This is a genomic window from Saccharothrix sp. S26 (genome assembly GCF_021390395.1).
In the GTDB taxonomy this organism is placed as follows: Bacteria; Actinomycetota; Actinomycetes; order Mycobacteriales; family Pseudonocardiaceae; genus Actinosynnema.
The window spans coordinates 110489-135457 of the sequence record NZ_JAJUWT010000028.1; the positions used below are offsets into that span (position 1 = coordinate 110489).

The following is a 24969-nucleotide window of genomic DNA, read 5'->3' on the forward strand; positions in this document are numbered from 1 at the left end:
TTGCGAACATCCTCAAAGGAGAGCGGTATGCGGCAACGGAGATCCATCTTCGGCGCTCTGCTCGCGGCTGCGGTGGCCGTGAGCGGAGTGGTCGTGATGGCGACGGCGGGACAGGTCACGGCGGCCCCGGCCGGTGGTTACCTGCACACCGCGGGCAACAAGATCGTCGACAGCACCGGCGCGACGGTCCGGCTGACCGGCATCAACTGGTTCGGCATGGAGACCGACAACAAGACCTTCCACGGGCTGTGGTCCAGCCGCACGTGGAAGCAGCAGCTCGACCAGATGGCCTCGCTGGGCTACAACACCCTGCGCGTGCCGTTCTCCAATGACGCGCTCAAGCCGGGCGCGACGGCGTCGGGCGTCAACGACTACGTCAACCCCGACCTGGTCGGGCTGTCGCCGTTGCAGATCCTGGACAAGGTCATCGACTACGCGGGCCAGAAGGGGATGCGCATCATCCTCGACCGGCACCGCCCGACCAGCGCCGGGCAGTCCGCGCTCTGGTACACGGCGACCGTGCCGGAGAGCACCTGGATCAACGACTGGAAGATGCTCGCGCAGCGGTACGCGGGCAACACCACGGTCATCGGCGCGGACCTGCACAACGAGCCGCACGCCGAGGGCACCAACCCCAACGCCACCGGCGCGTGCTGGGGCTGCGGCGTGGTGGAGCGCGACTGGCGGCTGGCCGCCGAGCGGGCGGGCAACGCGATCCTGTCCGTGCAGCCGAACTGGCTGATCTTCGTGGAGGGCGTGAGCTGCCCGAGCGGCGGGCTGTCCGACACCTGGGACAACGACCCGTCCAACGACGAGGACTGCGGCTGGTGGGGCGGCAACCTGTCCAAGGCGGGCCAGTACCCGGTGCGGCTGAACGTGCCGAACCGGCTGGTCTACTCGCCGCACGAGTACGCGACGTCGGTGTTCGAGCAGAAGTGGTTCACCGCGCCCGACTTCCCCGCGAACATGCCGGCGATCTGGGACAAGTACTGGGGCTACCTGTACAAGAGCAACACCGCGCCGCTGATGATGGGCGAGTTCGGGTCCACGCTGGCCAACCCGAAGGACAAGGTGTGGCTGGAGAACCTGATGGCCTACACCGGCAAGGGCGTGGACGGGATCTCGTTCACCTACTGGTCGTGGAACCCGAACTCGGGTGACACGGGCGGCATCGTCGGCGACGACTGGACCACGGTGAACCAGGCCAAGCAGTCGATCCTGCAGCCGTACCTGATCCCGCCGACCGGTGGTGGGACGACCACTACCACCACGACGACGACCACGACGTCCGGCGGCAACGGCACGGGCGCGTGCAAGGCGGCGTGGCGTCAGGACAACGCGTGGCAGGGCGGTTTCCAGGGCTCGCTGACCGTGACCAACAGCGCCACGAGCGCCGTGAACCCGTGGAAGGTCGTGTTCACGCTGCCCACGGGCGTGACCATCGGCAGCGGGTGGAACGGGACGTTCAGCCAGAGCGGCACGACGGTCACCGTGACCGCGCCGTCGTACGCGCCGTCGCTGGGCGCGGGCGCCTCGGTCTCGCTCGGCTTCACCGCCAACGGCCCGGCCGGCGCGCCTGCCGGCGTGACGCTGGGCGGAGCCGCCTGCACGGCATGACGCTCGACCGCCCCGCCCGGCCGGCTTGGGGACCGGGCGGGGCAACCCGCACGGCATGAAGATCGGCGGTCCCACCCGGCGCCGGGTGGGACCGGCGCACGAGCGCGGCGGGTGCCAGGGCCGGACTCGCCGGTCGTGGCACCCGCCGCGCTGTGCTCGTGCGTCAGTTCTTGAACGCGTCCTTGACCTTCTCGGCCGCCTGCTTGAGGTTGCCCTTGACCTGCTCGCCCCGGCCCTCGGCCTCGAGGTCGGGGTCGTCGGTCGCGCGACCGGCCGTTTCCTTCGCCTTGCCCTTGAGCTCGTCCGCCTTGGCGTCGAACTTGTCGTCGATACCCATGGTCTGCGGGTACCCCGTCGGGGCCGCCGTTGAACGTCCCGGGGGCTTTCGCCCGACCGTGGACCAGCCCGGAGGTCAGGGGTGGGTCAGGCCGGCCATCAGCAGACCCACGAAGTGCTCCATGTCCGCCAGCAGGCACGGCAACTGTGCGTGCTTGCCCGTGCAGCCCTCGGCCCACCCGCTGCCGTCGCCGTAGTCGACGAACGCGTGCGGGATGCCGGCCGCCACCAGGTGGTCGCGGGTGACGAGGTTGGTCGCCCACGCCCGGTTCTCGACCACGGCCTGCACCGGGTCCACCGTGAGGTCTCCCCCGTTGCCCGTGTACAGCGCCACGCCCATGCCGCGCAGCGACCCGACGTGCTGCGCGGGGCTCTCCCGGTTCCACCCGCCGTCCAGCGGCCAGATCGGCGGGCCGAAGATCGAGTCCACGGGGACCGTCGGCGTGCCGCTGCCGGGCAGTCGGGTGGACGCGACGACCGCCACCCGCTGCTCCTGGCTGAGCAGGTCGAGCCCGCCGGAGAAGCTGCCGACGTAGCCGAACAGGTCGGGCCGGTGCTCGGCGTAGTGCATCGCGCCGAACCCGCCCATCGAGTGCCCCGAGATCGCCCGCCCGTCCCGTCGCGCGATCGTGCGCAGGTTCGCGTCCACGAACGGGATCACCTGGTCCAGGTGGAACGACTCCCAGTTCTGCGGGCCGAGGGCGGAGGGCGGGTTGACCCAGTTCGTGTACCAGCCGCGGCCGGAGCCGTTGGGCGCGACGGTGATCAGCGGGACGCCGACCGTGGTCTGCTCGAACAGCCGCTGGTTCGCGACCGTGTTCGGGCGGTCCGGGTGGCCGTGCAGGTGGTACTGCACCGGGTACCGGGTGGTGGCGGCCTGGTCGTAGCCCTCCGGCAGCGTCACCATGATCGCGTGCTCGCCGGAGACCTGGCCCTCCATCACCGAGTACGCCGGCACGTGGGCGGTGCGGACGGTGAACACGAACGTGCGCTCGTTCCCGTCCACCCACGCGGGCTGGCTCACCACGGTCAGCCCGTGCCCGTCGGCGAACACCGGCGGCGCGCTCGAGGCCGACGTGGTCGCGCCGACACCCGACAGGACGACACCGAGCACGCCCGCCACGGCGGTCAGTCGCCGGATCACGCCGCACCCTCGCACAGCGCCGTGTCCAGCACCTCGATCGAGACCGGCCGGGAGGTGACCACGTTGCCGTTGGTCACCAGCGCCGCGTACCGGCCGTCGTCGGTGGTGAGGGTGATCGAGTAGTGCCCGGTGGGCAGGGCGCCGTTGTGGCCCCACGCCTCGCCGCCGCACGAGAGGTTCACCCGCGACAGCCCGAGGCCGTAGGAGTGGTCCGGGGCGATGGTCCGCCGCATCTCGGCGAGCGCCGCGGCCGAGAGGACCCGGCCGTCCAGCAGCGCCCGGTAGAACGTCGCCAGGTCGACCATGGTGGACGCCATCGCGCCGGCGGTGCTCCAGAACGTCAGCTCGGTGTTCGTGGTGCCGTCGGTCCAGAAGGAGAACGGGCCGAGCCTGCCGCCGACGTAGCCGGGCAGGTACGGGTCGGCCAGCGCCCGCGTGCCCGGCGCGGGGAACGACGTGCCCGTCAAGCCGAGCGGCGTGATGACCCGTTCCGTGATCGCGTCGCGGACCGGGCGGCCGGTGAGCCGTTCGACCAGCAGGCCGAGCACCAGGTAGGCGACGTTGGAGTAGCCCAGGCCCGTGCCGGGCGCGAACTGGGCGGGCTCGTCCATCGCGGACCGGACCAGCTCGGCCAACGAGTAGCTGCCGTCCGGGTTCGGGGCGGCGTCGCGGATGTCCCGGACCATGCCGCTGGTGTGCTGGAGCAGTTGGCGCACGGTGATGACCGCGCCGTCGTAGTTGCCGGTGACCACGCCGGGCAGGTACTGCCCGATCGGGCTGTCCAGCGCGACGCGGCCCTCCTCGACGAGCTGGAGCACCACGACCGCGGTGAACGTCTTGGTCTGGCTGCCGATCCGGAAGTGCTCGGTCGCGGTGATCGGGCGGTTCTGGCCGATCCTGGCCGTGCCGCTGCTCAGCGTCCACGACCCGGTGGCGTCCCCGGCGTGCACGGCCGCGCCCGGTCCGGCCTGCGCCTGGTAGCGGTCGAGCACCGCCCGGGTCGCGGCGTGGCCGTCCTGGGCGGCGACGGCGGCGACCGGTGTGGCGACCGCGGCCGTGACGGCGAGGACGACACCTCCGGCGACGCCGGTGAGTGAGCGGCGGGTCTTGCTCGTCATGCGAATCCCTCCGTAACCGCGGCCACGGGCACGCCCTACCGGCTTGCCCTTCCACGGAGCCGACGCGGCCCATCGTCACGGGATCGAGGAGGCCACGGACAGGTCCTGGAGCGGCCACCTGTGGCCGGTGCCGTTGAACTGCGCGGACACCGCGTGCCGCGGTCAGGTCGGGTCGCGGTGGCCCTCGGCCAGGTGATCTTGCAGGCGGGCGTGGCGGAACTGGTGGACCGCGCCCGCGCGGCGCAGCACGCCCCGGCGGTAGGCGTCGTCGAGGAACGCGTGCACGGCCCACGGCAACCGGCCCGTGAGCGGCAGCCAGAAGCGGGCGAACACCACCCACTGGCCCCACGCGGTCATGCTGATGACGTAGCCGAACCCGCCGCCGAACCCGCCCACGAGCCCCAGCACCACCCCGGCCAACCCGGGCCAGGCGATCACCACCCCGAACGGGCCGCCGCCCGGCAGCGACCTCAGCGCCACGGCGATGAGCCACGTCGTGGCGGCGAAGAACACCGCGAACAGCGGCGCGAAGATCGCGGTCTGCACGAGCACGGTCCTGCGGTTGGAGTCGAGCAGGCCAGCCGGGCTCGCCGCCGAGCGGATGTCCTGCGGCCACTCCCCCGCGGCGACCAGCCCGAAGGCGAGCGCCGAGCCGGAGGCGAACACCGCGGTGAACACGCCCGCGTCCACGAGGACCATCGCCGGGGTGACGACCCGACCGGCCACCAGCCACTTCACCAGGATCATCAGCACGCCGTAGGAGCAGCCGACCAGCGCGCCGAACAGCAGGCCCATCCCGGCCCTGACCCGCACCCGCGGCCACGTCGAGCCCGGACCCGCCCGCAACCGCAGCCGGAACCGGACCGGTTCCAGCGGCTGCACCCGGGCCAGGTGCCCGTGCACCAACCCGAACGACGCCCCGGCGAGCAGGGCGACCACGGCCCCGTAGCCCACGAGCTGCCCGCTCACCTCGCCGATCAGCAGGCTCTCGACCACGACGTCGGTCAGCCAGACGCCGCCGAACACCACCAGCGCGACCACCAGCGCCCTGGCGCGCCGGCTCAGGGAGGAACCGAGCTGCCACCACGCCAGGTCGTGCGTGCCCAGGCGGGTCAGGTGCGCGGCGAGGTGGCCGAGCCAGTGCCGGACGTGGTCGAGGTCGTAGGTGCGGGCGCCGGGCCGCTGCCGGTAGACCGCCGGCACGAAACCGGCGAGCAGGTGCCGTTCGATCGACTCCCGCCCGTCGAACCGGTCGGGGTCCACCAGCTCGGCCGGGTCGTTGCCCGGTGTGTCGCTGTAGATCCGGCGCGCGAGCGCCACCATCAACGGCGTGGTGAGCACGGCCGCGAGCGCGCTGTCCGGGTGTTCGCGGACGTGGTCGAGGACCGGCTGCCAGGGGTTGCGCGCGTGGCCGGTGGTACGCGGCAGGTAGTCGGCGACGTCCGCCGGGGCGAGGTCGACCAGTTCCACCGCGCCGGCGGCCCGCAGCACGCCGGTGGCCGCGACCGCGGCCCGGTACTCGTCCACCCGGCTGGTCACCAGCAACGGCAACGTCGTGGCGTTCAACGCGGCCAGCGCCGCCCGGTGCAGCCCGCCCGCCACCTCGTCGAACCCGTCCAGCACGGGCAGCACGCGGTGCGCGTCCACCAGCGCGGCGGCCAGCGTCGACCCGCCGGGGCCCGGTGCGGCCAGGCCGGGGTGGTCGCGCACCAGCTGGTCGGCCAGCCAGTCCCGCAACTCGGCGCGGGCCGGGTTCCACGAGCCCAGGCCGAAGATGACCGGCACCGGGTCGGTGGGGGCGCGCGTGGCCAGCAGGTCGAGCACGAACCGCGTGGTGAGGATGGTCTTGCCGGCGCCCGCCCGGCCCAGCACGATCAGCCGGGACGACGGGATCCGCCGGTAGACCTCCACGACCTGGTCGAGCCGCCCGGAGAGGTCGAGCGGGCGCGCGGCTTGGCCGGGCCGCGCCGACCGGACGTCGGCCCAGTCGTCCCGCAGCGGTTCGGGCGCCAGTCGCCAGCGCACCGGCAGCGGCACGGGGTCGTGCACCTGCTGCTGCTCCTCTTCCCGCAACCACCGGGCGTGCACGGCGGAGGCGAGCGCGTCCACCGCCTCCGCCAACGGGTCCGCGGCCAGCGCCGGTCCGGGTGACGGTCGGCGAGCGGCGGTGTGCCCCGCCGCCCGCGTGGCCACGTCCTGGTCCGGGTCGGCCGGCTCGGCGTGCCCGGCGGCGGTGAACAGCTCGACGCGCTCGGCCCCGTCCAGCCGCAACGCGTCGGCGAGCAGCCGCACCGTGCGCACCTGCGGGTTGCCCCGCTGCCCGGTCTCCAGGCCGCGGACGGTGCGGACGCCGAGCCCCGCGCGGTCGGCCAACTCGTCCTGGCTCAACCCGGCCCGCTGCCGCCATCGCCGCAGCAGAGCGCCGAACCGGCTCGTCACACCCAACCCCCCGCGTCACGCGCGTTGCGTCGTCCGATGACCGACACGACCGGTCCCTCAAGTTACCCGGTGGTACCGCCACGGCGGACAGCTTGATCGTCGATACGCGGACGGCGGGGTCGTGATGGAGGCGTTCCGAGCCGTGGTGGTGCTGCTCGGGCTGTTCGCCGCGGGCACCGGGTCGCTCTGGAGATCGTGCCGTGGCTCGCGGTCGGTCAGCCGCACCCGCTCATGCCGGTGCCGCCGGGCATCGAGCTCATGTGGCGGCGGCGTTCGACCGCCGGAGCACCGAGCCGGACACGACCTGCTGCTCGCAGCAGTCGCAGACCAGGCACGTGCGGACGGTCCCGCCGCAGCCCGCGTGCTCGGCCACGCTCGGCGGGCCGGTCGGCGCGGGCAGGTGGCGGTCGCCCCACGCCATGAGCGCCAGGACCACCGGCGTCAGCTCACGTCCGCGGGCGGTGAGCCGGTACTCGTGGCGCGGCGGGCGGTCCTGGTAGCGCACGCGCTCCAGCACGCCGTGCTCGACCAGGCCGTTGAGCCGGTCGCTGAGCACGTTGCGGGCGATGGGCATCCGGGCCAGGAACCCGTCGAACCGGGTGACGCCCGACAGCGCGTCCCGCACGATCAACAACGTCCAGCGCTCGCCGACGACCTCGAGGGCCCGGGCGATCGAGCAGAGCTGGCCGTCGTACGTGCGTCGGAGCATCCGCGCATGATAACCAGGGTTTTCGGCGCACAACCCGGTCGTCGACGACCGGTTCGGGCGCACCCGCGCGCTGCGCGTCGCACCGACGTCGGGAAGCCGGACGTCACCGTGCTGGGAACGTTCTCACCGATCCGCGTGCGGCGGCCGGACCGGCTGCGGCTTACCGATGCCGCAACCGGGTCCGGGCACGTCAGGCGCCGTCCGCCGGGCGCGCGTCCGGCACGGCTTCGGGCTCGTCCGGGCGGTCCGGCACGGCGGGCTCGGGCGCGGAGCCCCGGTCGATGACCTCGCCCAGGTACCGCAGCACGACGGCGAGGGCGGCGACGACCGGCACGGCCAGGAACGCGCCCGCGATGCCGTAGAGCGTGCTGCCGGCCGTGACGGCGACCAGCACGACCGCCGCGTGCAGGCGCAGGCTGCGGGACTGGAGCACCGGCTGGAGCACGTTGCCCTCCACCTGCTGCACCACCACGACGACCACCAGCATGATCAACGCGGTCGTCGGGCCGTTGCTGACCAGCGCGACCAGCACGGCCAGCGCGCCCGCGATGAACGCGCCGACGATCGGCACGAAACCGCCGAGGAACGTCAACGCCGCCAACGGCACGGCCAGCGGCACGCCCAGCACCACCAGGCCCAGGCCGATCAGCACCGCGTCCACCAGGCTCACGACCGCCTGCGTGCGGATGAAGTCGCCCAACGTCGTCCAGACCCGCTCCAGCACGACGGTCACGTGCCCGCCGGCGCGCCGGCCGATCACGCCGCGCAGCCACGGCGTGAACCGCGGGCCGTCCTTGACGAACAGGAACGCCAGCAGCAGCGCGACGACACCGGTGACCAAGCCCGAGGTCACCGTGCCGACACCGGTGATCAGGCTGTTCGCGATCGACCCCACGCTGTTGCGCAGCTGGTCGATGCCCTGTTGCAGCAACTGGTCGAGTTGGCCCTCGCGGATGTTCAGCGGCGGGCCCGCCGCCCAGTCCAGCGCCTGTTGCAGGGCGCGGGTCGCGCTGTCGGCGATCTCGGGGACGCCGGACGCGATCGACGTGGAGATCAGCGCCACCACGCCGCCGAGCACGACCAGCCCGGCGAGCAGCACGATCGTCGCGGCCAGCGCGGGCGGCACGCCCCGTGAGCGCAGCCACCGGGCGGGCGGCCACAGCACCGTCGTGATCAGCAGGCCCAGCAGGACCGGCATCACCACCACCCAGAGCCTGCCGATCAGCGTGGACAGCAGCCAGAAGCCGATCGCGACCAGCGCCAGGCGGGCACTCCACCGCGCCAGCCAGGTCACCCCGTGCCCGATCGCCTGACCGCGATCGGTCCAGCGGCGGTCTTCAGCGCTCACGTCGTCCCATCCCTCCACCGCGTCGCGCCCCGCGGCGCGCCCGTGCGGCAGCCTGCCAGAACCGGGTGGACCCATCGCGCCGCCCCGCCGGCGGTCCGCTCGCCTCGCCGGGAGGCCCCCGGCGGGAGTGGGACGTAGGCTCGGGACCGTGAGCGACACCTCGACGGCCGCGGCGGACCTCGGCAACCCCGAGCACCAGCAGGGTGGGAAGTACTCCGTCAAGGGCAAGGAGTACACCCGCGACACGCGCTACATCACGACCCGGATCACGGCGGACGAGCGGGACGGGTTCCCGGTCGAGGCCGGGAGGTACCGGTTGGTGGCGGCCCGGGCCTGCCCGTGGGCCAACCGGTCGATCATCGTGCGGCGGTTGCTGGGGCTGGAGGACGCCCTCTCGCTCGGGCTGCCCGGGCCGACGCACGACGAGCGGTCGTGGACGTTCGACCTCGACCCGGGTGGGCGCGACCCCGTGCTGGGCATCGAGCGGTTGCAGGAGGCGTACTTCAAGCGCGACCCCGAGTACCCGCGCGGGATCACCGTGCCGGCCATCGTCGACACGACGACCGGCGCGGTGGTGACCAACGACTTCGCGCAGATCACGCTGGACCTGTCCACCGAGTGGCGCGACCACCACCGCGACGGCGCGCCCGACCTGCTGCCGCGGGCTCGGCGCGACGAGGTCGAGGCGGTCAACCAGCGGGTCTTCACCGAGGTCAACAACGGCGTGTACCGGTGCGGGTTCGCGGGCACGCAGGAGGCGTACGACGAGGCGTACCGCCGCCTGTGGACGGCGCTGGACTGGTTGGAGGAGCGGCTGAGCGGTCAGCGCTACCTCGTCGGGGACACGATCACCGAGGCCGACGTCCGCCTGTTCACCACGCTGGTGCGCTTCGACCCGGTCTACCACGGCCACTTCAAGTGCAACCGGAACAAGCTGGCCGAGATGCCCGCGCTGTGGGCTTACGCCCGTGACCTGTTCCAGACGCCCGGCTTCGGCGACACGGTCGACTTCACGCAGATCAAGCAGCACTACTACGTGGTGCACAAGGACATCAACCCGAGCGGGATCGTGCCCGCGGGGCCGGACCTGTCCGGTTGGGTGACGCCGCACGGGCGGGAAGCGCTCGGCGGGCGGCCGTTCGGCGAGGGCACACCGCCCGGTCCCGTGCGCGAGGGCGAACGGGTGGACCCGGCGCACACGCCGTTGCGGTGAGCCGGCCGGGGGAACGCGCTCCCCCGGCTTCTCCCCCGACCTGAGCGTTGAATTCGGGTGTCCTGAACGTAGGACACGCGCGTTCTGAACGTAGGACTCTCGCGTTCTGGGGGTAGGACACGCGGGTCAAGGGGTGCGCGGTGGGCAGGTGCTCTCGCGGACGACCAGTTCGGTGGCCAGGTCGATGCGCTCGTTCGGCGGGCGCTCGCCGCGGGCCAGGCTGAACACCATCTGCGCCGCCGTGGTCGCCATCTCCCGCAGCGGTTGCCGCACCGTGGTCAGTTGGGGCCCTATCCACTCGGTGACCGACAGGTCGTCGTAGCCGACGATCGACAGGTCGTCCGGAATGGACAGTCCCAGCTCGCGCGCCGCCCGCATCACGCCCAGCGCCTGGAAGTCGGAGCCCGCGAAGATCGCGGTCGGCCGGTCGGGGCGGCGCAGCAGCTCCATGCCGTGGCTGTACCCGCCTTGCACGTAGAAGTCGCCGTACCGCACGAAATCCGGTTCCACGACGACGTCCGCGTCCTCCAGCGCGCTGCGGTACCCGTCGACCCGGGCACGGCTGCACAGCATGGTCGTGGGCCCCGAGATCACCGCGATCCGGCGGTGCCCGAGCGCGAGCAGGTGCCGGGTCGCGGCCAGCCCGCCGGCCCAGTTCGCCGAACCCACCGTGGGCACGCCGGGCGGCGGCTCGCCGGCGGTGTCCACGAACACGAACGGGATGTTGCGGGTGATGAGCTGACGGCGCTGCTCGGCGTCCAGCCCGGCCAGCACCAGGATCACGCCGAGCGGCCGGCGGGCCAGCAGGTCGTCGAACCACTCGCGCCGCGGCCGGTGCTCGCCGCCCAGCTCGGACAGCACCACGGCGGCGCGCTCGTTGGCCGCGGCCAGCTCGACGCCGCGGATGATCTCGGTCGACCACGCCGAGTGCATCTCGTGGAACACCAGGTCGATCAACGCGGGCCGGGACGACTGCCGCGCTCGTCGTCGTCGGTACCGGTGCTGTTCGATGATGCTCTCCACGCGGGCGCGGGTGTCCGGGGCGACGTCCGGCCGTCCGTTGAGGACTTTGGAGACGGTCGGGATGGACACGCCCGCCTCGGCCGCGATGGACGAGATGGACGCGGCACCCTTCACCGTCTTCTCCGGCAGCGCGCCGGCGGCCTCCCGCTCGGTCGACGAACTCATGCCGCCCCCTGTTCGCGTCGCGGTCCGCACCCCGCACACCGGATCTAAAGTTTCGACGGCCGAGCGTAAAGGTTCGACCTTCCGATCACCAGCATGACCGCTCGGCGCATTAGTTCATTAACGCGATAGGGCCGCCTCTTCCAGGCCTGTTCATACCTGTGAACTGCGAAGACACAGGAAGGACACGGACTGTTGACGTCTTGCGGAGATCCTCCTACGGTCTCCCCACCAGATCGGCATGTCGGAAGTTACTTCGATAGTTTCGGTCTTCACGAGGACGTGAGCGGGGGTACCTGGTCGATGATGAACAGGACGACGGGGGTCGCGACGACGCCGGCGGGCGACGGCGTCCCGACTGCCGCCGACCAGCCGGACGCGGTGTGGCGGGACGTCACCCGGCCCGCCGCCGAACGGGTCGACGCGCTCGTCGCGGAGATGACCCTCGAGGAGAAGCTCGCGCAGCTCGTCGGCGTCTGGGTCGGCGCGGACCCCTCCGGCGCGGGCGTCGCGCCGCACCAGCACGACATGACCAGTGAGCCGGTGGTCTGGGCGGACGTCATCTCCGCCGGCCTGGGCCAGCTCACCCGCCCGTTCGGCACCCGGCCGGTCGACCCGGTGGCCGGGGCCCGTTCCCTGGCCGCGTCGCAGCGGGAGGTGGCCGCCGCCAACCGGTTCGGCATCCCGGCGCTGGTGCACGAGGAGTGCCTCACCGGGTTCGCCGCCTGGCGGGCCACGGCCTACCCCGCGCCGCTGGCCTGGGGCGCGTCGTTCGACCCCGGGCTGGTCGCCGAGATGTCCGGCCTGATCGGCCGCTCGATGCGCGCGGCGGGCGTGCACCAGGGGTTGGCCCCGGTCCTGGACGTCACCCGCGACTACCGCTGGGGCCGCACCGAAGAGACCATCGGCGAAGACCCGTACCTGGTCGGCACGGTCGCCACCGCGTACGTGCGCGGTCTGGAACAGTCGGGCATCGTCGCCACGCTCAAGCACTTCGCCGGTTACTCCGCCTCCCGCGCCGGGCGCAACCTGGCTCCGGTGGCGATCGGGCCGCGCGAGTTCGCCGACGTGGTGCTGCCGCCGTTCGAGATGGCCGTGCGCGACGGCGGCGTGCGGTCGGTCATGCAGTCCTACACCGAGATCGACGGCGTGCCGTCGGCGGCCGACGCGGGCCTGCTGACCACGCTGCTGCGCGACACCTGGGGCTTCGACGGCACGGTGGTCGCCGACTACTTCGCGGTGAAGTTCCTCCAGACCCTGCACGGCGTCGCCGAGGACGAGGCGCACGCCGCCGCCCTGGCCTTGGCGGCGGGCGTGGACGTGGAGCTGCCGACCGTGCGCTGTTACGGCGCGCCGCTGCGCGCAGCGGTCGAGCGCGGTGACGTGGCCGAGGAGCTGGTGGACCGGGCGTTGCGCCGCGTGCTGCGCCAGAAGGTGGAACTGGGTTTGCTCGACCCGGACTGGTCGCCCCTGCCGCCCGACGTCGACGACCTGCGGCTGGACTCGCCGCGCGACCAGGAGGTGGCGCTGCGGCTGGCGCGCGAGTCCGTGGTGCTGCTGGCCAACGACGGCGTGCTGCCGCTGCGGCCGGACGTGCGGCTGGCCGTGGTCGGACCGCTCGCCGACGACCCGATGGCGATGCTGGGCTGCTACTCGTTCCCCGCGCACATCGGCGTGCACCACCCGGACGCCGGGCTGGGCCTGGAGATCCCGACCGTGCTGTCGGCGTTGCGCGATGCCGTAGGCGGCGACATCGCCCACGCGAAGGGCTGCGAGGTCTCCGCCGAGCCCGACGCGGACGACATCGCGGCCGCCGTCGCCGCGGCACGGGACGCGGACGTCGCCGTCGTCGCGGTCGGTGACCTGGCGGGCCTGTTCGGGCGCGGCACGTCGGGCGAGGGGTGCGACGCGACCGACCTGCGGCTGCCCGGAGCGCAGGCCGAACTGGTCCGGGCCGTGCGGGCGACCGGCACGCCGGTCGTGCTGCTGCTGATCACCGGGCGGCCTTACGCGATCGGCGACCTGGCCGACGGCGCGGCCGCGGTCGTGCAGGCGTTCTTCCCCGGCCAGCTCGGCGGCCGGGCCATCGCCGACGTCCTGACCGGCGCGGTGTCCCCGTCGGGCCGGCTGCCGGTCGGCATCCCCGGCGACCCCTCCGGCCAACCGGGCACCTACCTGTCCGCGCCGCTCGGGCGGCGCACGGAGGTGTCCAACGTGGACCCGACGCACGCCTTCCCGTTCGGCCACGGCCTGGGCTACGACACGTTCACCTGGTCGTCCGTGCGCGTGGTGTCCGGCGACACGCCGTGGACCACCGACGGTGAGGTGGAGCTGGAACTGGAGGTGCGCAACCCCGGCGAACGGCCCGGCGCGGACGTGGTGCAGCTGTACCTGCACGACCCCGTCGCCCAGGTGACCCGCCCGGTCGTGCGGCTCATCGGCTACGCGCGGGTCGAGCTGGCCGGCGGCGCGTCGGCCCGCGTCACGTTCCGCGTGCCCGCGGACGTCACGTCGTTCACCGGCCTGGCGGGCAAGCGCGTGGTCGAGCCGGGCGCGGTGCAGTTGCGCGTGTCCCGGTCGAGCGCGGACGTGCACGAAGCGGTGGACCTCGCGCTCGTGGGCCCGCTGCGCGAAGTCGACCACACGCGGCGGTGGCACACCGCGGTGTCGGTCACCCACGAGGAGGTGGAGCGAGCATGACCACCCAGATCAGCGAACCCGCGGCCGGACCCGCGACCGACCGGCCCCGAAAACCACCGAGGACGACCAAGGCACCCCGGTACCGGACCACCTGGCGCAAGGCGTTCAAGCGCGACTGGCAGCTCTACACGCTCGCCATCGTCCCGCTGGTGTTCTTCCTCGTCTTCCGGTACGCGCCGATGCTCGGCAACGTCATCGCGTTCCGCAAGTTCGTGCCCGGCGGCAGCATCTACGGCGAGACGTGGGTCGGCCTGCGCTACGTCAAGATGTTCATCAACGACCCGAACTTCTGGGAGGTCTTCGGCAACACGATGGCGCTCGGCGCGCTGTCGCTCGTGTTCACCTTCCCGCTGCCGATCGTGCTGGCACTGCTGCTCAACGAGGTCCGCTCGCGCTACTTCAAGCGGTTCGTGCAGACCGTGTCCTACCTGCCGCACTTCCTGTCGATCGTGATCGTGGCCGGCATGGTGATGCAGTTGGTGTCGCTGGAGGGCACGGTCAACCAGGTCGTCCGCGCGCTCGGCGGCGAGGCGACCTCGTTCATCCAGGACCCGGGCTGGTTCCGCACGATCTACGTCTCCTCCGAGGTCTGGCAGACCGTCGGCTGGGGCACGATCCTCTACCTCGCCGCGCTGACCACGATCGACGCGCAGCTCTACGAGGCGGCCCGGATCGACGGGGCGAACCGCTGGCAGCAGACCTGGCACGTGACGCTGCCCGGCATCCGGCCGACGATGATCACGCTGCTGATCCTCAACATCGGCACGTTCATGGCGGTCGGGTTCGAGAAGGTCCTGCTGCTGTACAACCCGCTGACCTACCCCACCGCGGACGTCGTCTCGACCTACCTGTACCGGGTCGGCCTGGTGTCCAACAACTTCAGCTACGCCGCCGCGATCGGCCTGTTCGAGTCGGTCATCGGCCTGACGCTGATCCTGTCCGCCAACGCGATCTCGCGCCGCACAGTGGGGACGAGCCTGTGGTGACCACCGACCCGACGCGCGTCATGGAGCGGCTGGACAAGCCCGCCGGGCCCCGCCGCACGTCGCTGGACGACTCCCCCGGCTACCGGGTCTTCCGCGTGGTCAACACGATCGTGCTGCTCGGCGTGGTCGCGGTGACGCTGTACCCGTTCGTCAACATCGTCGCGCAGTCGTTCAGCAGCGAGGTCTACATCCGCACCGGCCAGGTCAACCTGGTGCCGCGCGGGTTCAACCTCGACACCTACAAGCTGGTCGCGTCCGACCCGGCGTTCTGGAACAGCTACCTCAACACCGTCGTCTACACCGTGACCGCCACCGCGATCTCGATCGTGCTCACCACGATCTACGCGTACGTGCTGTCCAAGCACCGGCTCAAGGGCCGCGGCCTGCTGGTCGGCATCGCGGTGTTCACGATGTTCTTCAACGGCGGCCTGATCCCGAACTACGTGCTGGTCAACGGGCTCGGCCTGACCAACACCATCTGGGCGATCGTGCTGCCGAACGCGATCAGCGTGTTCAACCTGCTGGTGATGAAGGCGTTCTTCGAGAGCCTGCCGTCCGAGCTGGAGGAGGCCGCCGCGATCGACGGCCTCAACACCTACGGCATCCTGCTGCGGATCGTGCTGCCGCTGTCGAAGGCCGTGCTCGCCACCATGATCCTGTTCTACGCGGTGGCGAACTGGAACTCGTGGTTCCAGGCGTTCCTCTACCTCGACCGGGCGGACCTGTTCCCGGTCACCGTGTACCTGCGCAACATGATCGCCGGCGCCACCTCGGCGACGTCGGTCGGCGCCGTGGAGGCCAACGCGGTGGCCATCTCCGCGAACATCAAGGCCGTGACGATGGTGCTCACCGTGCTGCCCATCGTGGCCGTCTACCCCTTCATCCAACGCTATTTCGTGTCGGGCGTGATGCTCGGCGCGGTCAAGCAGTAGCGAGTCCGCTTCAGTCGACGACGGTGTCGAACACCTGAGGAGAGAGCACGATGCGAACCAAATGGAAGCGCACGCTTCTGACTGCCGTCGCCGGCAGCCTCGTGGTCAGCCTGGCGGCGTGCAGCGAGGAAGGCGGGGACGCCGGCAGCGGCGTCAACCTCGACGGCAAGAAGACCGCGTCGATGGCCGACTACAAGGCGGGCACGCAGTTCAAGGCGACCGAGCCGCTCGACGTGAGCCTGCTCTTCCTGGACCAGTCGCACTACCCGATGAAGGAGGACTGGCTGCTCTGGAAGGAGATCAGCCAGCGCACCAACATCACGGTCAAGCCGACGGTCGTCCCCTACAGCGACTACGACCAGAAGCGCGGCCTGCTGATCAGCTCGGGTGACGCGCCGACGATCATCTCCAAGACCTACCCGGGACAGGAGGAGCCGTTCGTCTCCTCCGGCGCGATCCTCCCGGTGAGCGACTACGTCGACCTGATGCCGAACTTCAAGGACAAGGTCGAGAAGTGGAAGCTCCAGCCGGAGCTGAACACGCTGCGCCAGGAGGACGGCAAGTTCTACGTGCTGCCCGGCCTGCACGAGAAGGTGCAGCAGGACTACACGCTGGCGTTCCGCACCGACGAGCTGCAGCGCCTCGACCTTCAGGCGCCGAAGAACTGGGACGAGGTCTACACCGTCCTCAAGGCGATCAAGGCCGCCCACCCGGACGTCTACCCGCTGTCGGACCGCTTCGAGGGCAAGTCGATCCTCAACATCGCGGCGCAGACGTTCGGCGCGCAGGCCGGCTGGGGCTACGTCAAGAACTCCATCTGGAACGAGGACAAGCAGCAGTTCGAGTTCGCCGGCGCCACGCCCGAGTACAAGCAGCTGATCGAGTTCTTCGGCAAGCTCGTCAAGGAAGGGCTGATGGACCCGGAGAGCTTCACTCAGAAGGATGACGCGGCGATCCAGAAGTTCGCCAGCGGCAAGTCGTTCGCGATCAGCAGCAACGCGCAGAACATCATCAACGACTACCGGCCGAACGTCTCCAAGATCCCCGGCGCGACCGTGGCCAAGATCCCGGTGCCCGCGGGCCCGAAGGGTGACGTCCTGCGCGGCTCCCGGCTGGAGAACGGCCTGATGGTGTCGGCGAAGCTCGCCCAGAGCGACAAGTTCGTCGCCACCATGCAGTTCATCGACTGGCTCTGGTACGCCGACGAGGCGCAGGAGTTCACCAAGTGGGGCGTGAAGGGCACGACCTACGACAAGGACGCCTCCGGCAAGCGCACCCTCAAGCCCGAGGTCGCCTTCGGCGGCATGAACGTCGGCGCGCCCAAGAACCTCCAGCGCGACTTCGGCTTCCAGGGCGGTGTCTTCAGCTACGGCGGTCCGACCGAGCTGGTGCAGTCGATGTTCACCGAGGAGGAGCTCGCCTTCCAGAAGACGCTGGCGAACAAGAAGCAGCTCCCGTTGGCGCCGCCCGCGCCGCTCAACGAGGAGGAGCGCGAGCGCGCCGGCCTGTGGGAGACCCCGCTCAAGGACCTCGTCACGCAGTCCACGCTCCAGTTCATCCTCGGCCAGCGCGACCTCTCGACGTGGGACGCCTACGTCAAGGAGCTGGAGGCCAAGGGCATGAACGACTACATCGAGCTGGTGAACACCGCGCACAAGCGCTACAAGGAGAAGAACGGCTGACCGGGGGATGCCCGGTCACGGCGTCCCCCGCCGTGACCGGGCCTGTCCACGGCACGTCCGGCGGGTCCAGGAGGGCACTTGAACCGCGTGATCGTCCCCGGCGAGCCGATCGGCCGCCTCTCCGAGTCGTGGCGCCACTGCGTGGGCACCGGACGGCTCAACCTCGCGCTGCGCGCCGACTACCAGGAGTCGCTGGCCCGCGTGCAGCGCGACATCGGCTTCCGTCACATCCGCGGCCACGGGCTGCTGTCCGACGACATGGGCGTGCACCGCGTGTCCGGCGACGGCGTGACCCGGTACTCGTTCACCTACGTGGACCAGGTGTTCGACCGGTTCCTGGAGCTGGGCATCCGACCGTTCGTGGAGCTGGGGTTCATGCCCACCGCGCTCGCCTCGGGCGACGACACCGTGTTCTGGTGGAAGGGCAACATCACCCCGCCGAAGGACTGGGACGAGTGGGCCGCGCTGGTCCGGGCCGTCGTCCGCCACCTGGTCGACCGCTACGGCCTCGACGAGGTGCGCACCTGGCCGATCGAGGTGTGGAACGAGCCCAACCTGGTCAACTTCTGGAAGGACGCGGACCAGGAGGCCTACTTCCGCCTCTACGAGATCACCGCGCGGACGGTCAAGGACGTGGACGCGCGGCTCCAGGTCGGCGGCCCGGCGATCTCGCCCGGCTCGGACCAGTGGTGGGCACCGTTCGCCGAGTTCGTCGCCCGCCGCGACGTGCCCATCGACTTCGTCAGCAGGCACGCCTACTCGTCCGGTCCGGCGCAGCACGTGCCGTTCGGCACCTACCAGACGCTGACCGCGCCCGAGCACCTGCTGGACCAGTTCGACGCGCCGCGCAAGCACCTGGCGGGCACCGCGCTGGCCGGGCTGCCGGTGCACATCACGGAGTACAACAGCTCCTACCGGCCCGACAACCCGATCCACGACACCGCCTACCACGCCGCCTACCTGGCCCCGGTGCTCACCGGCGGCACGGAGCTGGTCGACTCGTACTCCTACTGGACGTTCTGCGACGTCTTCGAGGAGGAGAACGTGCCGACCTCGCTGTTCCACGGCGGTTTCGGCCTGCTCACGCACCGGCAGGTGCCCAAGCCGACCTATCACCTCTACGCGTTCATGGCCCGGATGGGCTCGCGCGTGCTGGCGCGCGGGGCGGACCACCTCGTGTGCGCGACCGACGACGGCCGCGTCACCGTGCTGGCCTGGCAGCCGGTCGGCGGCACGGAGGGTCCGGACGCCCCTGAGCGGCACGACGTGCGGCTGTCGGTGCCGATGACGGGCCCGCGCGCGTTCGTCCGCCGCGAACGGGTCAACGAGCACGACGGCAACGCGTTCGGCGCGTGGCGCGAGCTGGGCCGTCCCCGTTCCCCCGACCGGCGCACGCTGGACGTGCTGCGCGACTGCGCCCGCCCGGCCCTGGAACACCGGTCGGTCGCGGTCGTGGACGGGCGGGTCGACCTCGACCTCGCGCTCGCCCGGCACGAGGTCACGTTCGTCGAGCTGGCCCCCGTGCGGGCCGAGGAGCACGAAGGGCTGGACGACCGGCGGCTGCTCGGCGCGTCCGACGACCGGCTCGTCGCGCCGCACGAGGGGCCGTGACGGTGTCCGCCGAACGACGGGGTGATCCCGCGGCCGAGATCGGCTCGGGCATCCTGTCGCGCATCGCCTCGGTCGTGTACTGGTTCGTGGTCATCGAGGCCATGATCGTGCTGACCACGGCCCCCGGGCTGCTCGCGTTGCTGTTCCTGGACCGCAGCGCGGGCAACGCGCCGCTCATCGGGCTCTGCTTCGCCCCCGTGGGCCCTGCCCTGTCGGCCGCCGTCTACGCCTGGCGGGTGTTCCTGCACGACCGCGACCTCTTCCCCGCCCGGCACTTCCGCCGCGGTTACCGGCTCAACTGGCTCGACGTGCTGCGCTGGTGGCTGCCCGCGCTGGTGGTGCTGTCCGTGATCGGCTTCAGCCTGGCGAACCTGGAGCTGGCGCGCGTGCCCGCGGGGTACGGCCTCGTGCTCGTCGTGATCGCCGTGGCCATCCTCGTCTGGTCGACGCAGGCGCTGGTGCTGTCGTCCACGCTCTCGCTGCGCACGCGTGACACGGCTCGGCTCGCGTCGTACTACCTGGGCGCACGGCCGGCGAGCGCGCTCGGTGCGTTGTCGCTGCTCATCGCCGCCGGCGGGCTCGTCGTGCTCACCTCGGACTGGGTGCTCGCGCTGCTGGCGTCCCCGTTCACCCTGCTGCTCCTGCGCAACGCCGAGCCGGTGCTGCGCGACGCCACCGAGAGGTTCACCGCGTGACACCGCAGATCGGCTACGGCGGCGACTACAACCCCGAGCAGTGGCCCGGTGAGGTCTGGGACGCCGACTACGCCGCGTTCAAGCTCGCCGGCGTCGACACGGTCACGGTGGGCGTGTTCGCGTGGGCGCACCTCCAGCCGGCCGAGGACCGCTACGACTTCTCGACGTTGGACGCGATCGTGGACCGCGCGACGGCCGAGGGCATGCGGATCGTGCTCGCCACCCCCAGCGGCGCGATGCCGCCGTGGCTCGCGCACCGGTACCCCGACGCCTGCCGGGTCGACTTCGAAGGACGGCGGCACGTCTACGGGCAGCGGCACAACGCCTGCCCGTCCTCCCCCGACTTCCGCCGGCTGTCGGTGGCGCTGGCCGGGCGGCTGGCCGAGCGCTACGGCGGCAACCCGGCGATCGTGGCGTGGCACGTCGGCAACGAGTACGGCGGCGCGTGCTGGTGCCCGGCGTGCGGCGAGGCGTTCCGCGAGTGGCTGGCCCGGCGCTACGGCTCCCTCGACCGGCTCAACGCCGCGCGGAACACCGCGTTCTGGTCGCACACGTTCACCGACTGGGCGCAGGTCGTGCCGCCGAACGCGTTGTCCGAGCACTGGCGCGGACCCGACCACACCGCGTTCCAGGGCATCACGTTGGACTACCGGCGGTTCATGTCCGACGCGCTGCTGGGCGGGTTCGTGGCGGAGAAGGCGGCGATCCGGGAGCACTCGCCGCACACGCCCGTGACGACGAACATGATGGGCCTGTACCAGCCGATCGACTACCACCGGTGGGCGCCGCACCTGGACTTCGCGTCGTGGGACAACTACCCGCCCGAGGACCGCTCGGCCGGCCGCACGGCCGCGCGGATGGCGTTGGCGCACCGGCTGATGCGCGGCCTGCGCGGCGGTGACCCGTTCTGGGTCATGGAGCAGACGCCCTCGGTCACCGCCTCCCGTGACGTGAACCCGGTCAAGCGGCCCGGCGTGCTGCGGCTGTGGTCGTGGCAGTCGGTCGCGCACGGGGCGGACGCGGTGCTGTACTTCCAGCTGCGGCAGTCGCGCGGCGCGTGCGAGAAGTACCACGGCGCGGTGCTCGACCACGCCGGCCGCACGGACACCCGGCTGTTCCGCGAGGTCGCCGCCCTCGGTGCCGAGTTCGCCCACGTGGGTGACGCCCTGCTCGGCTCCCGCACCCCCGCCCGGGCCGCGCTGCTGGTCGACTGGGACAGCTGGTGGGCCGTCGAGCTGTCCGACGGCCCCAACCGCAACGTCCGCTACCTGGACGTCCTGACTTCGTACCACCGTGCCCTGTGGCAGGCCAACGTGCCGCTCGACGTCGTGCCCGTGACCGCCGACCTGTCCGGCTACGACCTCGTCGTCGCGCCGTTGCTGCACATGGTGAAGGGCGACCTGGCCGACCGCGTGACGGCGTTCGTGGAACGCGGCGGCACGTTCGTCACCACGGCCCTGTCCGGTCGGGTGGACGAGGACGACAACGCCTTCCTGACCGACGTCCCCGGCCCCTTCGCGTCACTGCTGGGCTTGCGCGTCGAGGAGACCGACGCCCAACGACCCGACGTGGTGAACCCGGTGACCCTCTTCGGCCGCGAGTACGACGCCCGGCACGTGTTCGAGGTGGTCGTGCCGGCCGACGCCGAGGTCATCGGCACCTACGGCACGGACTTCTACGCGGGCACACCGGCCGTGACGCGGGCCAGGCGCGGCCAAGGCCAGGCGTGGTACGTCGCCACCCTGCTGGACGACCCCGGCGTGGCCACCGTCGTCCACCAGGCACTGGCCGACCACGCCCTCCTCGGCCCTCTCGCCGACATCCCGGACGTCGAGGTCACCGAACGCATCACCCCGACGGGCACCCGCCACCTGTTCATCCTGAACCACGGCACCCACCACACCGTCCCCGCCCCGGTCACCGGCACCGACCTGCTGACCAACCGCCACCTGCGCGCGGGCGACGACCTGGACCTGCCCCCGACCACCGTCCTGGTGATCCGCTGCGAGTCCTGAGCGGTGAATTCGGGGGTCCTGAACGCAGGACACTCGCGGCCTGGAGGTAGGACTCACCGGAGCGGCCCGGCCGAGCCGCCTAGTTGTACTGCCCTGGGAGGTTGTGGGCGGTCCGACACGTAGTCGGATGATGTTGGAATGAGGGAGGGCCTCCGGGTTCGGTGTGGATTGCGACGTCTACACCTGACCGACGGAGGCCCTCGTGATCCACGCTAACGCACCCCTGACTCCGGTGGGCAGGCTGCGCCTGGCCCGGTGTGTCGTGGACCGGGGTTGGCCGTTGCGACGCGCGGCGGAGCGGTTCCAGGTCTCGCCCACCACCGCCGCCCGCTGGGCGGAGCGTTACCGGCGGCTGGGAGAGGCGGGCATGGTCGACCGTTCCAGCCGACCGCACCACAGCCCGCGTCGTCTGCCCACCCGCCGCGAACGCCGGATCGTGAAGGTCCGGCTGGCACGCCGATGGGGACCGGCCCGCATCGCCTACCTGCTGGGGCTCAACCCCTCCACGGTGCACCGGGTGCTGCGCCGCTTCGGCCTGGCCCGCCTGGCGCACCTGGACCGGGCCACCGCCGCGCCGGTGCGCCGCTACGAACACGCCGCACCGGGCGATCTGGTGCACGTCGACATCAAGAAGCTGGGCAACATCCCCGACGGCGGCGGCCACAAAGTCCACGGCCGGGCCGCGGGTGGACGCAACAGCTCCGCCCACCGCGACCCCGGCAGGCCCCGCAAGGTCCACGGCCGCCCCAACCTCGGCTACTCCTACCTGCACAACGCCGTGGACGACCACTCCCGCCTGGCCTACACCGAAATCCTGCCCGACGAGACCAAACAGACCGCCGCCGCGTTCTGGACCAGGGCCAACGCGTTCTTCCAGGCCGCTGGCATCACCGTGAAACGGGTACTGACCGACAACGGCTCCTGCTACCGCTCACACCTGTGGCGCGACACCCTCACCCAGGCGGGCATCACCCACAAACGCACCCGCGCCTACCGGCCCCAGACCAACGGCAAGGTCGAACGCTACAACCGCACCCTGCTCGACGAATGGGCCTACGCCCAGGCATACCGCAGCGAAACCGAACGCCGCGAAGCACTGCCGCGGTGGCTACACACCTACAATCACCACCGCGGCCACACCGCACTCGCAGGCCAACCACCCGCCACCCGCGTCCCCAACCTCACAGGACAGAACACCTAGTAGATCCTTCTCCCGCGCGCGTCCGGCACACCCGACTTGCGCCAGAAGTACGTGTTCACCTGATCACGCCACTCGGTGGCGCACCGCAGTTGCTCGGACAGCAACTCCGTCACCCGCTCGTGCACCTCCACCGGAACCAGGCCCGCCAGCCGCGACCACGTCTCCACCATCCGGCACACCTCCTCGCGCCCGGCGAAGTGGGTGTCGTAGATGTGCTGGATCACTGTCTTCCCCGAGCGCAGCACATGCCCATAGGGCACGTGGTGGAAGAACAGCAGCAGCTCGTCCGGGCACGTCTGCACCGACTCGTACACGTCCCGCCACGGTGCCGGGAACTGGCCGGTGAAGCCGGTGCCGGTGGCACGCGTCCGGTCGACGCCCACGCCGTCGCGGTCGGCGAAGTGGTAGGTGCCCCACCTCGAGTACTCGTAGCCGTCCACGTTGGGCCCGTAGTGGTCGGCCGGGTTCACCATGAACCCCACGCCCAACGGGGCCGTGTACCGCTCGTAGGTCAGCCACGACCCGCCCATCACCTCGTGCAACGCCGCACGGACCCCCTCCACGTCCCCGAACGTGAGGCCGATCCACTCGTCCAGCACCGCCTCCGGCACGAGCCGGTCGTCCCACGCGAGCCGGCCGAAGCCGAACAGGTTGGCCTGCGCCAACGGGTGCCCGGTCCAGAACGGGTCGTCGCCCACGTTCGACACGGCCACCACCCCGCCGGCCGGACCGTCCGCACGGCCCGCGGCGATGTCCGCGACCGTCGCCCCGCCCTCGCCCCACGGGAGGAAACCGAGGACCTCGCGCCACTGCGGCACGAGGTGGCACACGTGCTTCTGCTGCCCGGTGTACTCCTGCGTGACCTGGAGCTCGACGGCGAGCCGGGTGCGCGGCATGGCGGCGATCACCGGCGACAGCGGTTCGCGCACCTGGAAGTCCATCGGACCGGCCTTGACCTGCAACACCACGTTGGGCTCGAACGCGCCGTCCAGCGGGGCGAAGTTGTCGTGCGCCGCACGGGCCCGGTCGGTCGAGCGGTCGCGCCAGTCCTGGTGGTGGTCGTAGACGAACGCCCGCCAGAACACCGTGCCGCCGAACGGCGCGAGGGCGCGGGCCAGCACGTTCGCGCCGTCGGCGTGATCACGGCCGTAGTCGAACGGTCCGGGCTGGCCCTCGGAGTCGGCCTTGACGACGTACCCGCCGAAGTCCGGGATCGCCGCGTACACCGCGGCCGTCGTGCGCGCCCACCACTGCCCCACCGCCGGGTCGAGCGGGTCGGCCGTGGGCAGGCCGCCGAGCGTGATCGGCGCGGCGAAGCTCACCGACAGGTGCACCCTGATCCCGTGCGGGCGGAACACGTCGGCCAGCCGCACCACCTCGGGCAGCAGGTCGGTCAGCAGCGTCGCCTCCGTGCGGTGCACGTTGACGTTGTTCAACCCCACCCGGTTGACGCCGATCGAGCCGAGCAGCCGCGCGTAGGCACGGGCCCGGGACAGGTCGGCGCGGACCACGCCGTCGGCGTAGAAGATGGACCCGCCCGCGTACCCGCGTTCGACCTGCCCCATCACCGGGTGGACGTCGACGTTGTCCCAGTGGTCCAGCATCCGCACCGCCTGCCGCGGGGCGTGGCGCCGCGCCGGGAACTCGCCGGTGAACGCCGACTCGCCCTGCCGCACCACGTGGTGCAAGCCGTACAGCAGCCCGACCCCGGCGATCGCGCGGACCACCGTGGTCGCGCCCGCGCGTCCCACCACGAACGCCTCGGGGTCGGTCTCACCGGCGTCCGACGCGACCACCAGCTCCAGGTCGGCCGGTCCGTCGTCGACCAGCGCGCCGCCGTGCCCGGCCGTCGCCGCCGCGACCTCGGCGCGGACCGTGCCGACGACCGGGCCGTCCCCGAGGACGCGGACCCGCCGTGAGCCGATCGGCCGGAACGCGGAGGTGGGGAGCCACGCGGGGTGCACGCCGGTCATTCGCAGGTTCCTCCCGGTGCGACAGCGGTTGCCCCGCCAAACTATGTCGCCTCCGACGCACCGGG

18 protein-coding genes are annotated in these 24969 nt (G+C 71.6%); 10 read left to right on the forward strand and 8 right to left on the reverse strand.

Going from position 1 to position 24969, the window contains the following annotated elements:
• The first annotated feature begins 27 nt into the window (after positions 1-27).
• Positions 28-1617: a cellulase family glycosylhydrolase gene (locus LZG04_RS36315; RefSeq protein ID WP_233825791.1), complete on the forward strand. Its 1590-nt coding sequence runs from the start codon at positions 28-30 to the stop codon at positions 1615-1617.
• A 163-nt stretch (positions 1618-1780) separates the two neighbouring features.
• Here the strand turns inward: LZG04_RS36315 and LZG04_RS36320 are convergent, their stop codons facing one another.
• The 6 genes from LZG04_RS36320 to LZG04_RS36345 form a co-directional block, all read right to left on the reverse strand.
• A complete protein-coding gene (locus tag LZG04_RS36320) occupies positions 1781-1954 on the reverse strand; it encodes a CsbD family protein (RefSeq protein ID WP_233825793.1) in 174 nt (57 codons plus the stop codon).
• A 75-nt stretch (positions 1955-2029) separates the two neighbouring features.
• The gene (locus tag LZG04_RS36325; protein ID WP_233825794.1) at positions 2030-3097 is read right to left on the reverse strand and encodes an alpha/beta hydrolase family protein; all 1068 of its coding nucleotides are present in this window, start codon (positions 3095-3097) and stop codon (positions 2030-2032) included.
• Positions 3094-4215, reverse strand: coding sequence for a serine hydrolase (locus LZG04_RS36330; protein WP_233825795.1), 1122 nt, complete (start codon positions 4213-4215; stop codon positions 3094-3096). The genes LZG04_RS36325 and LZG04_RS36330 overlap by 4 nt, the downstream gene beginning before the upstream one ends.
• 162 nt (positions 4216-4377) lie before the next feature.
• Complete coding sequence (locus tag LZG04_RS36335) at positions 4378-6654, reverse strand: helix-turn-helix domain-containing protein (RefSeq protein WP_233825797.1); 2277 nt, start codon at positions 6652-6654, stop codon at positions 4378-4380.
• A 256-nt stretch (positions 6655-6910) separates the two neighbouring features.
• Positions 6911-7363 carry a helix-turn-helix domain-containing protein gene (locus tag LZG04_RS36340; protein ID WP_233825799.1) on the reverse strand — a complete coding sequence of 151 codons (453 nt, stop codon included), beginning with the start codon at positions 7361-7363 and terminating at the stop codon, positions 6911-6913.
• Between the two features lie 190 nt (positions 7364-7553).
• A complete protein-coding gene (locus LZG04_RS36345) occupies positions 7554-8711 on the reverse strand; it encodes an AI-2E family transporter (RefSeq protein ID WP_233825801.1) in 1158 nt (385 codons plus the stop codon).
• Positions 8712-8964: 253 nt separating this feature from the next.
• On the opposite strand from LZG04_RS36345, the gene LZG04_RS36350 reads away from it, so the two are divergent.
• Complete coding sequence (locus tag LZG04_RS36350) at positions 8965-9924, forward strand: glutathione S-transferase family protein (RefSeq protein ID WP_233825981.1); 960 nt, start codon at positions 8965-8967, stop codon at positions 9922-9924.
• A gap of 126 nt (positions 9925-10050) precedes the next feature.
• Here the strand turns inward: LZG04_RS36350 and LZG04_RS36355 are convergent, their stop codons facing one another.
• Positions 10051-11112: a LacI family DNA-binding transcriptional regulator gene (locus LZG04_RS36355; protein ID WP_233825803.1), complete on the reverse strand. Its 1062-nt coding sequence runs from the start codon at positions 11110-11112 to the stop codon at positions 10051-10053.
• Between the two features lie 303 nt (positions 11113-11415).
• Between LZG04_RS36355 and LZG04_RS36360 the strand changes: the two genes are divergently transcribed.
• The 8 genes from LZG04_RS36360 (at position 11416) to LZG04_RS36395 (ending at position 22931) form a co-directional block, all read left to right on the forward strand.
• Entirely contained in the window at positions 11416-13809 is a 2394-nt protein-coding gene (locus LZG04_RS36360; RefSeq protein WP_233825805.1) for a glycoside hydrolase family 3 N-terminal domain-containing protein, read from the forward strand.
• Positions 13806-14795 carry a sugar ABC transporter permease gene (locus LZG04_RS36365; RefSeq protein WP_233825807.1) on the forward strand — a complete coding sequence of 330 codons (990 nt, stop codon included), beginning with the start codon at positions 13806-13808 and terminating at the stop codon, positions 14793-14795. Before LZG04_RS36360 ends, LZG04_RS36365 begins: the two co-directional genes overlap by 4 nt.
• Positions 14792-15727, forward strand: coding sequence for a carbohydrate ABC transporter permease (locus LZG04_RS36370; protein WP_233825809.1), 936 nt, complete (start codon positions 14792-14794; stop codon positions 15725-15727). The genes LZG04_RS36365 and LZG04_RS36370 overlap by 4 nt, the downstream gene beginning before the upstream one ends.
• Before the next feature lie 50 nt (positions 15728-15777).
• Entirely contained in the window at positions 15778-17409 is a 1632-nt protein-coding gene (locus tag LZG04_RS36375) for an extracellular solute-binding protein (protein WP_233825811.1), read from the forward strand.
• A gap of 87 nt (positions 17410-17496) precedes the next feature.
• Positions 17497-19020: a xylan 1,4-beta-xylosidase gene (locus LZG04_RS36380; RefSeq protein WP_233825983.1), complete on the forward strand. Its 1524-nt coding sequence runs from the start codon at positions 17497-17499 to the stop codon at positions 19018-19020.
• 2 nt (positions 19021-19022) lie between these two features.
• Positions 19023-19715 (forward strand): DUF624 domain-containing protein, encoded by a 693-nt coding sequence (locus LZG04_RS36385; protein WP_233825813.1) that lies wholly within the window; start codon positions 19023-19025, stop codon positions 19713-19715.
• Positions 19712-21730 carry a beta-galactosidase gene (locus LZG04_RS36390; protein WP_233825815.1) on the forward strand — a complete coding sequence of 673 codons (2019 nt, stop codon included), beginning with the start codon at positions 19712-19714 and terminating at the stop codon, positions 21728-21730. The genes LZG04_RS36385 and LZG04_RS36390 overlap by 4 nt, the downstream gene beginning before the upstream one ends.
• Positions 21731-21932: 202 nt before the next feature.
• Positions 21933-22931, forward strand: a complete 999-nt coding sequence (locus tag LZG04_RS36395; RefSeq protein ID WP_233825817.1) for an IS481 family transposase — start codon at positions 21933-21935, stop codon at positions 22929-22931.
• On the opposite strand, the gene LZG04_RS36400 is transcribed toward LZG04_RS36395, so the two are convergent.
• Entirely contained in the window at positions 22928-24904 is a 1977-nt protein-coding gene (locus LZG04_RS36400; protein ID WP_233825819.1) for an alpha-glucuronidase, read from the reverse strand. The two genes, LZG04_RS36395 and LZG04_RS36400, sit on opposite strands and share 4 nt — an antisense overlap.
• Positions 24905-24969: the final 65 nt, after the last annotated feature.

What these genes read in the sequence shown, in the direction of transcription:
- LZG04_RS36365 (WP_233825807.1), top strand. Translation starts at nt 13,806, where the DNA reads ATGACCACCCAGATCAGCGAACCCGCGGCCGGACCCGCGACCGACCGG.
- LZG04_RS36360 (WP_233825805.1), top strand. Translation starts at nt 11,416, where the DNA reads ATGAACAGGACGACGGGGGTCGCGACGACGCCGGCGGGCGACGGCGTC.
- LZG04_RS36340 (WP_233825799.1), bottom strand. Translation starts at nt 7,363, where the DNA reads ATGCTCCGACGCACGTACGACGGCCAGCTCTGCTCGATCGCCCGGGCC.
- LZG04_RS36330 (WP_233825795.1), bottom strand. Translation starts at nt 4,215, where the DNA reads ATGACGAGCAAGACCCGCCGCTCACTCACCGGCGTCGCCGGAGGTGTC.
- LZG04_RS36320 (WP_233825793.1), bottom strand. Translation starts at nt 1,954, where the DNA reads ATGGGTATCGACGACAAGTTCGACGCCAAGGCGGACGAGCTCAAGGGC.
- LZG04_RS36375 (WP_233825811.1), top strand. Translation starts at nt 15,778, where the DNA reads ATGCGAACCAAATGGAAGCGCACGCTTCTGACTGCCGTCGCCGGCAGC.
- LZG04_RS36355 (WP_233825803.1), bottom strand. Translation starts at nt 11,112, where the DNA reads ATGAGTTCGTCGACCGAGCGGGAGGCCGCCGGCGCGCTGCCGGAGAAG.
- LZG04_RS36400 (WP_233825819.1), bottom strand. Translation starts at nt 24,904, where the DNA reads ATGACCGGCGTGCACCCCGCGTGGCTCCCCACCTCCGCGTTCCGGCCG.
- LZG04_RS36315 (WP_233825791.1), top strand. Translation starts at nt 28, where the DNA reads ATGCGGCAACGGAGATCCATCTTCGGCGCTCTGCTCGCGGCTGCGGTG.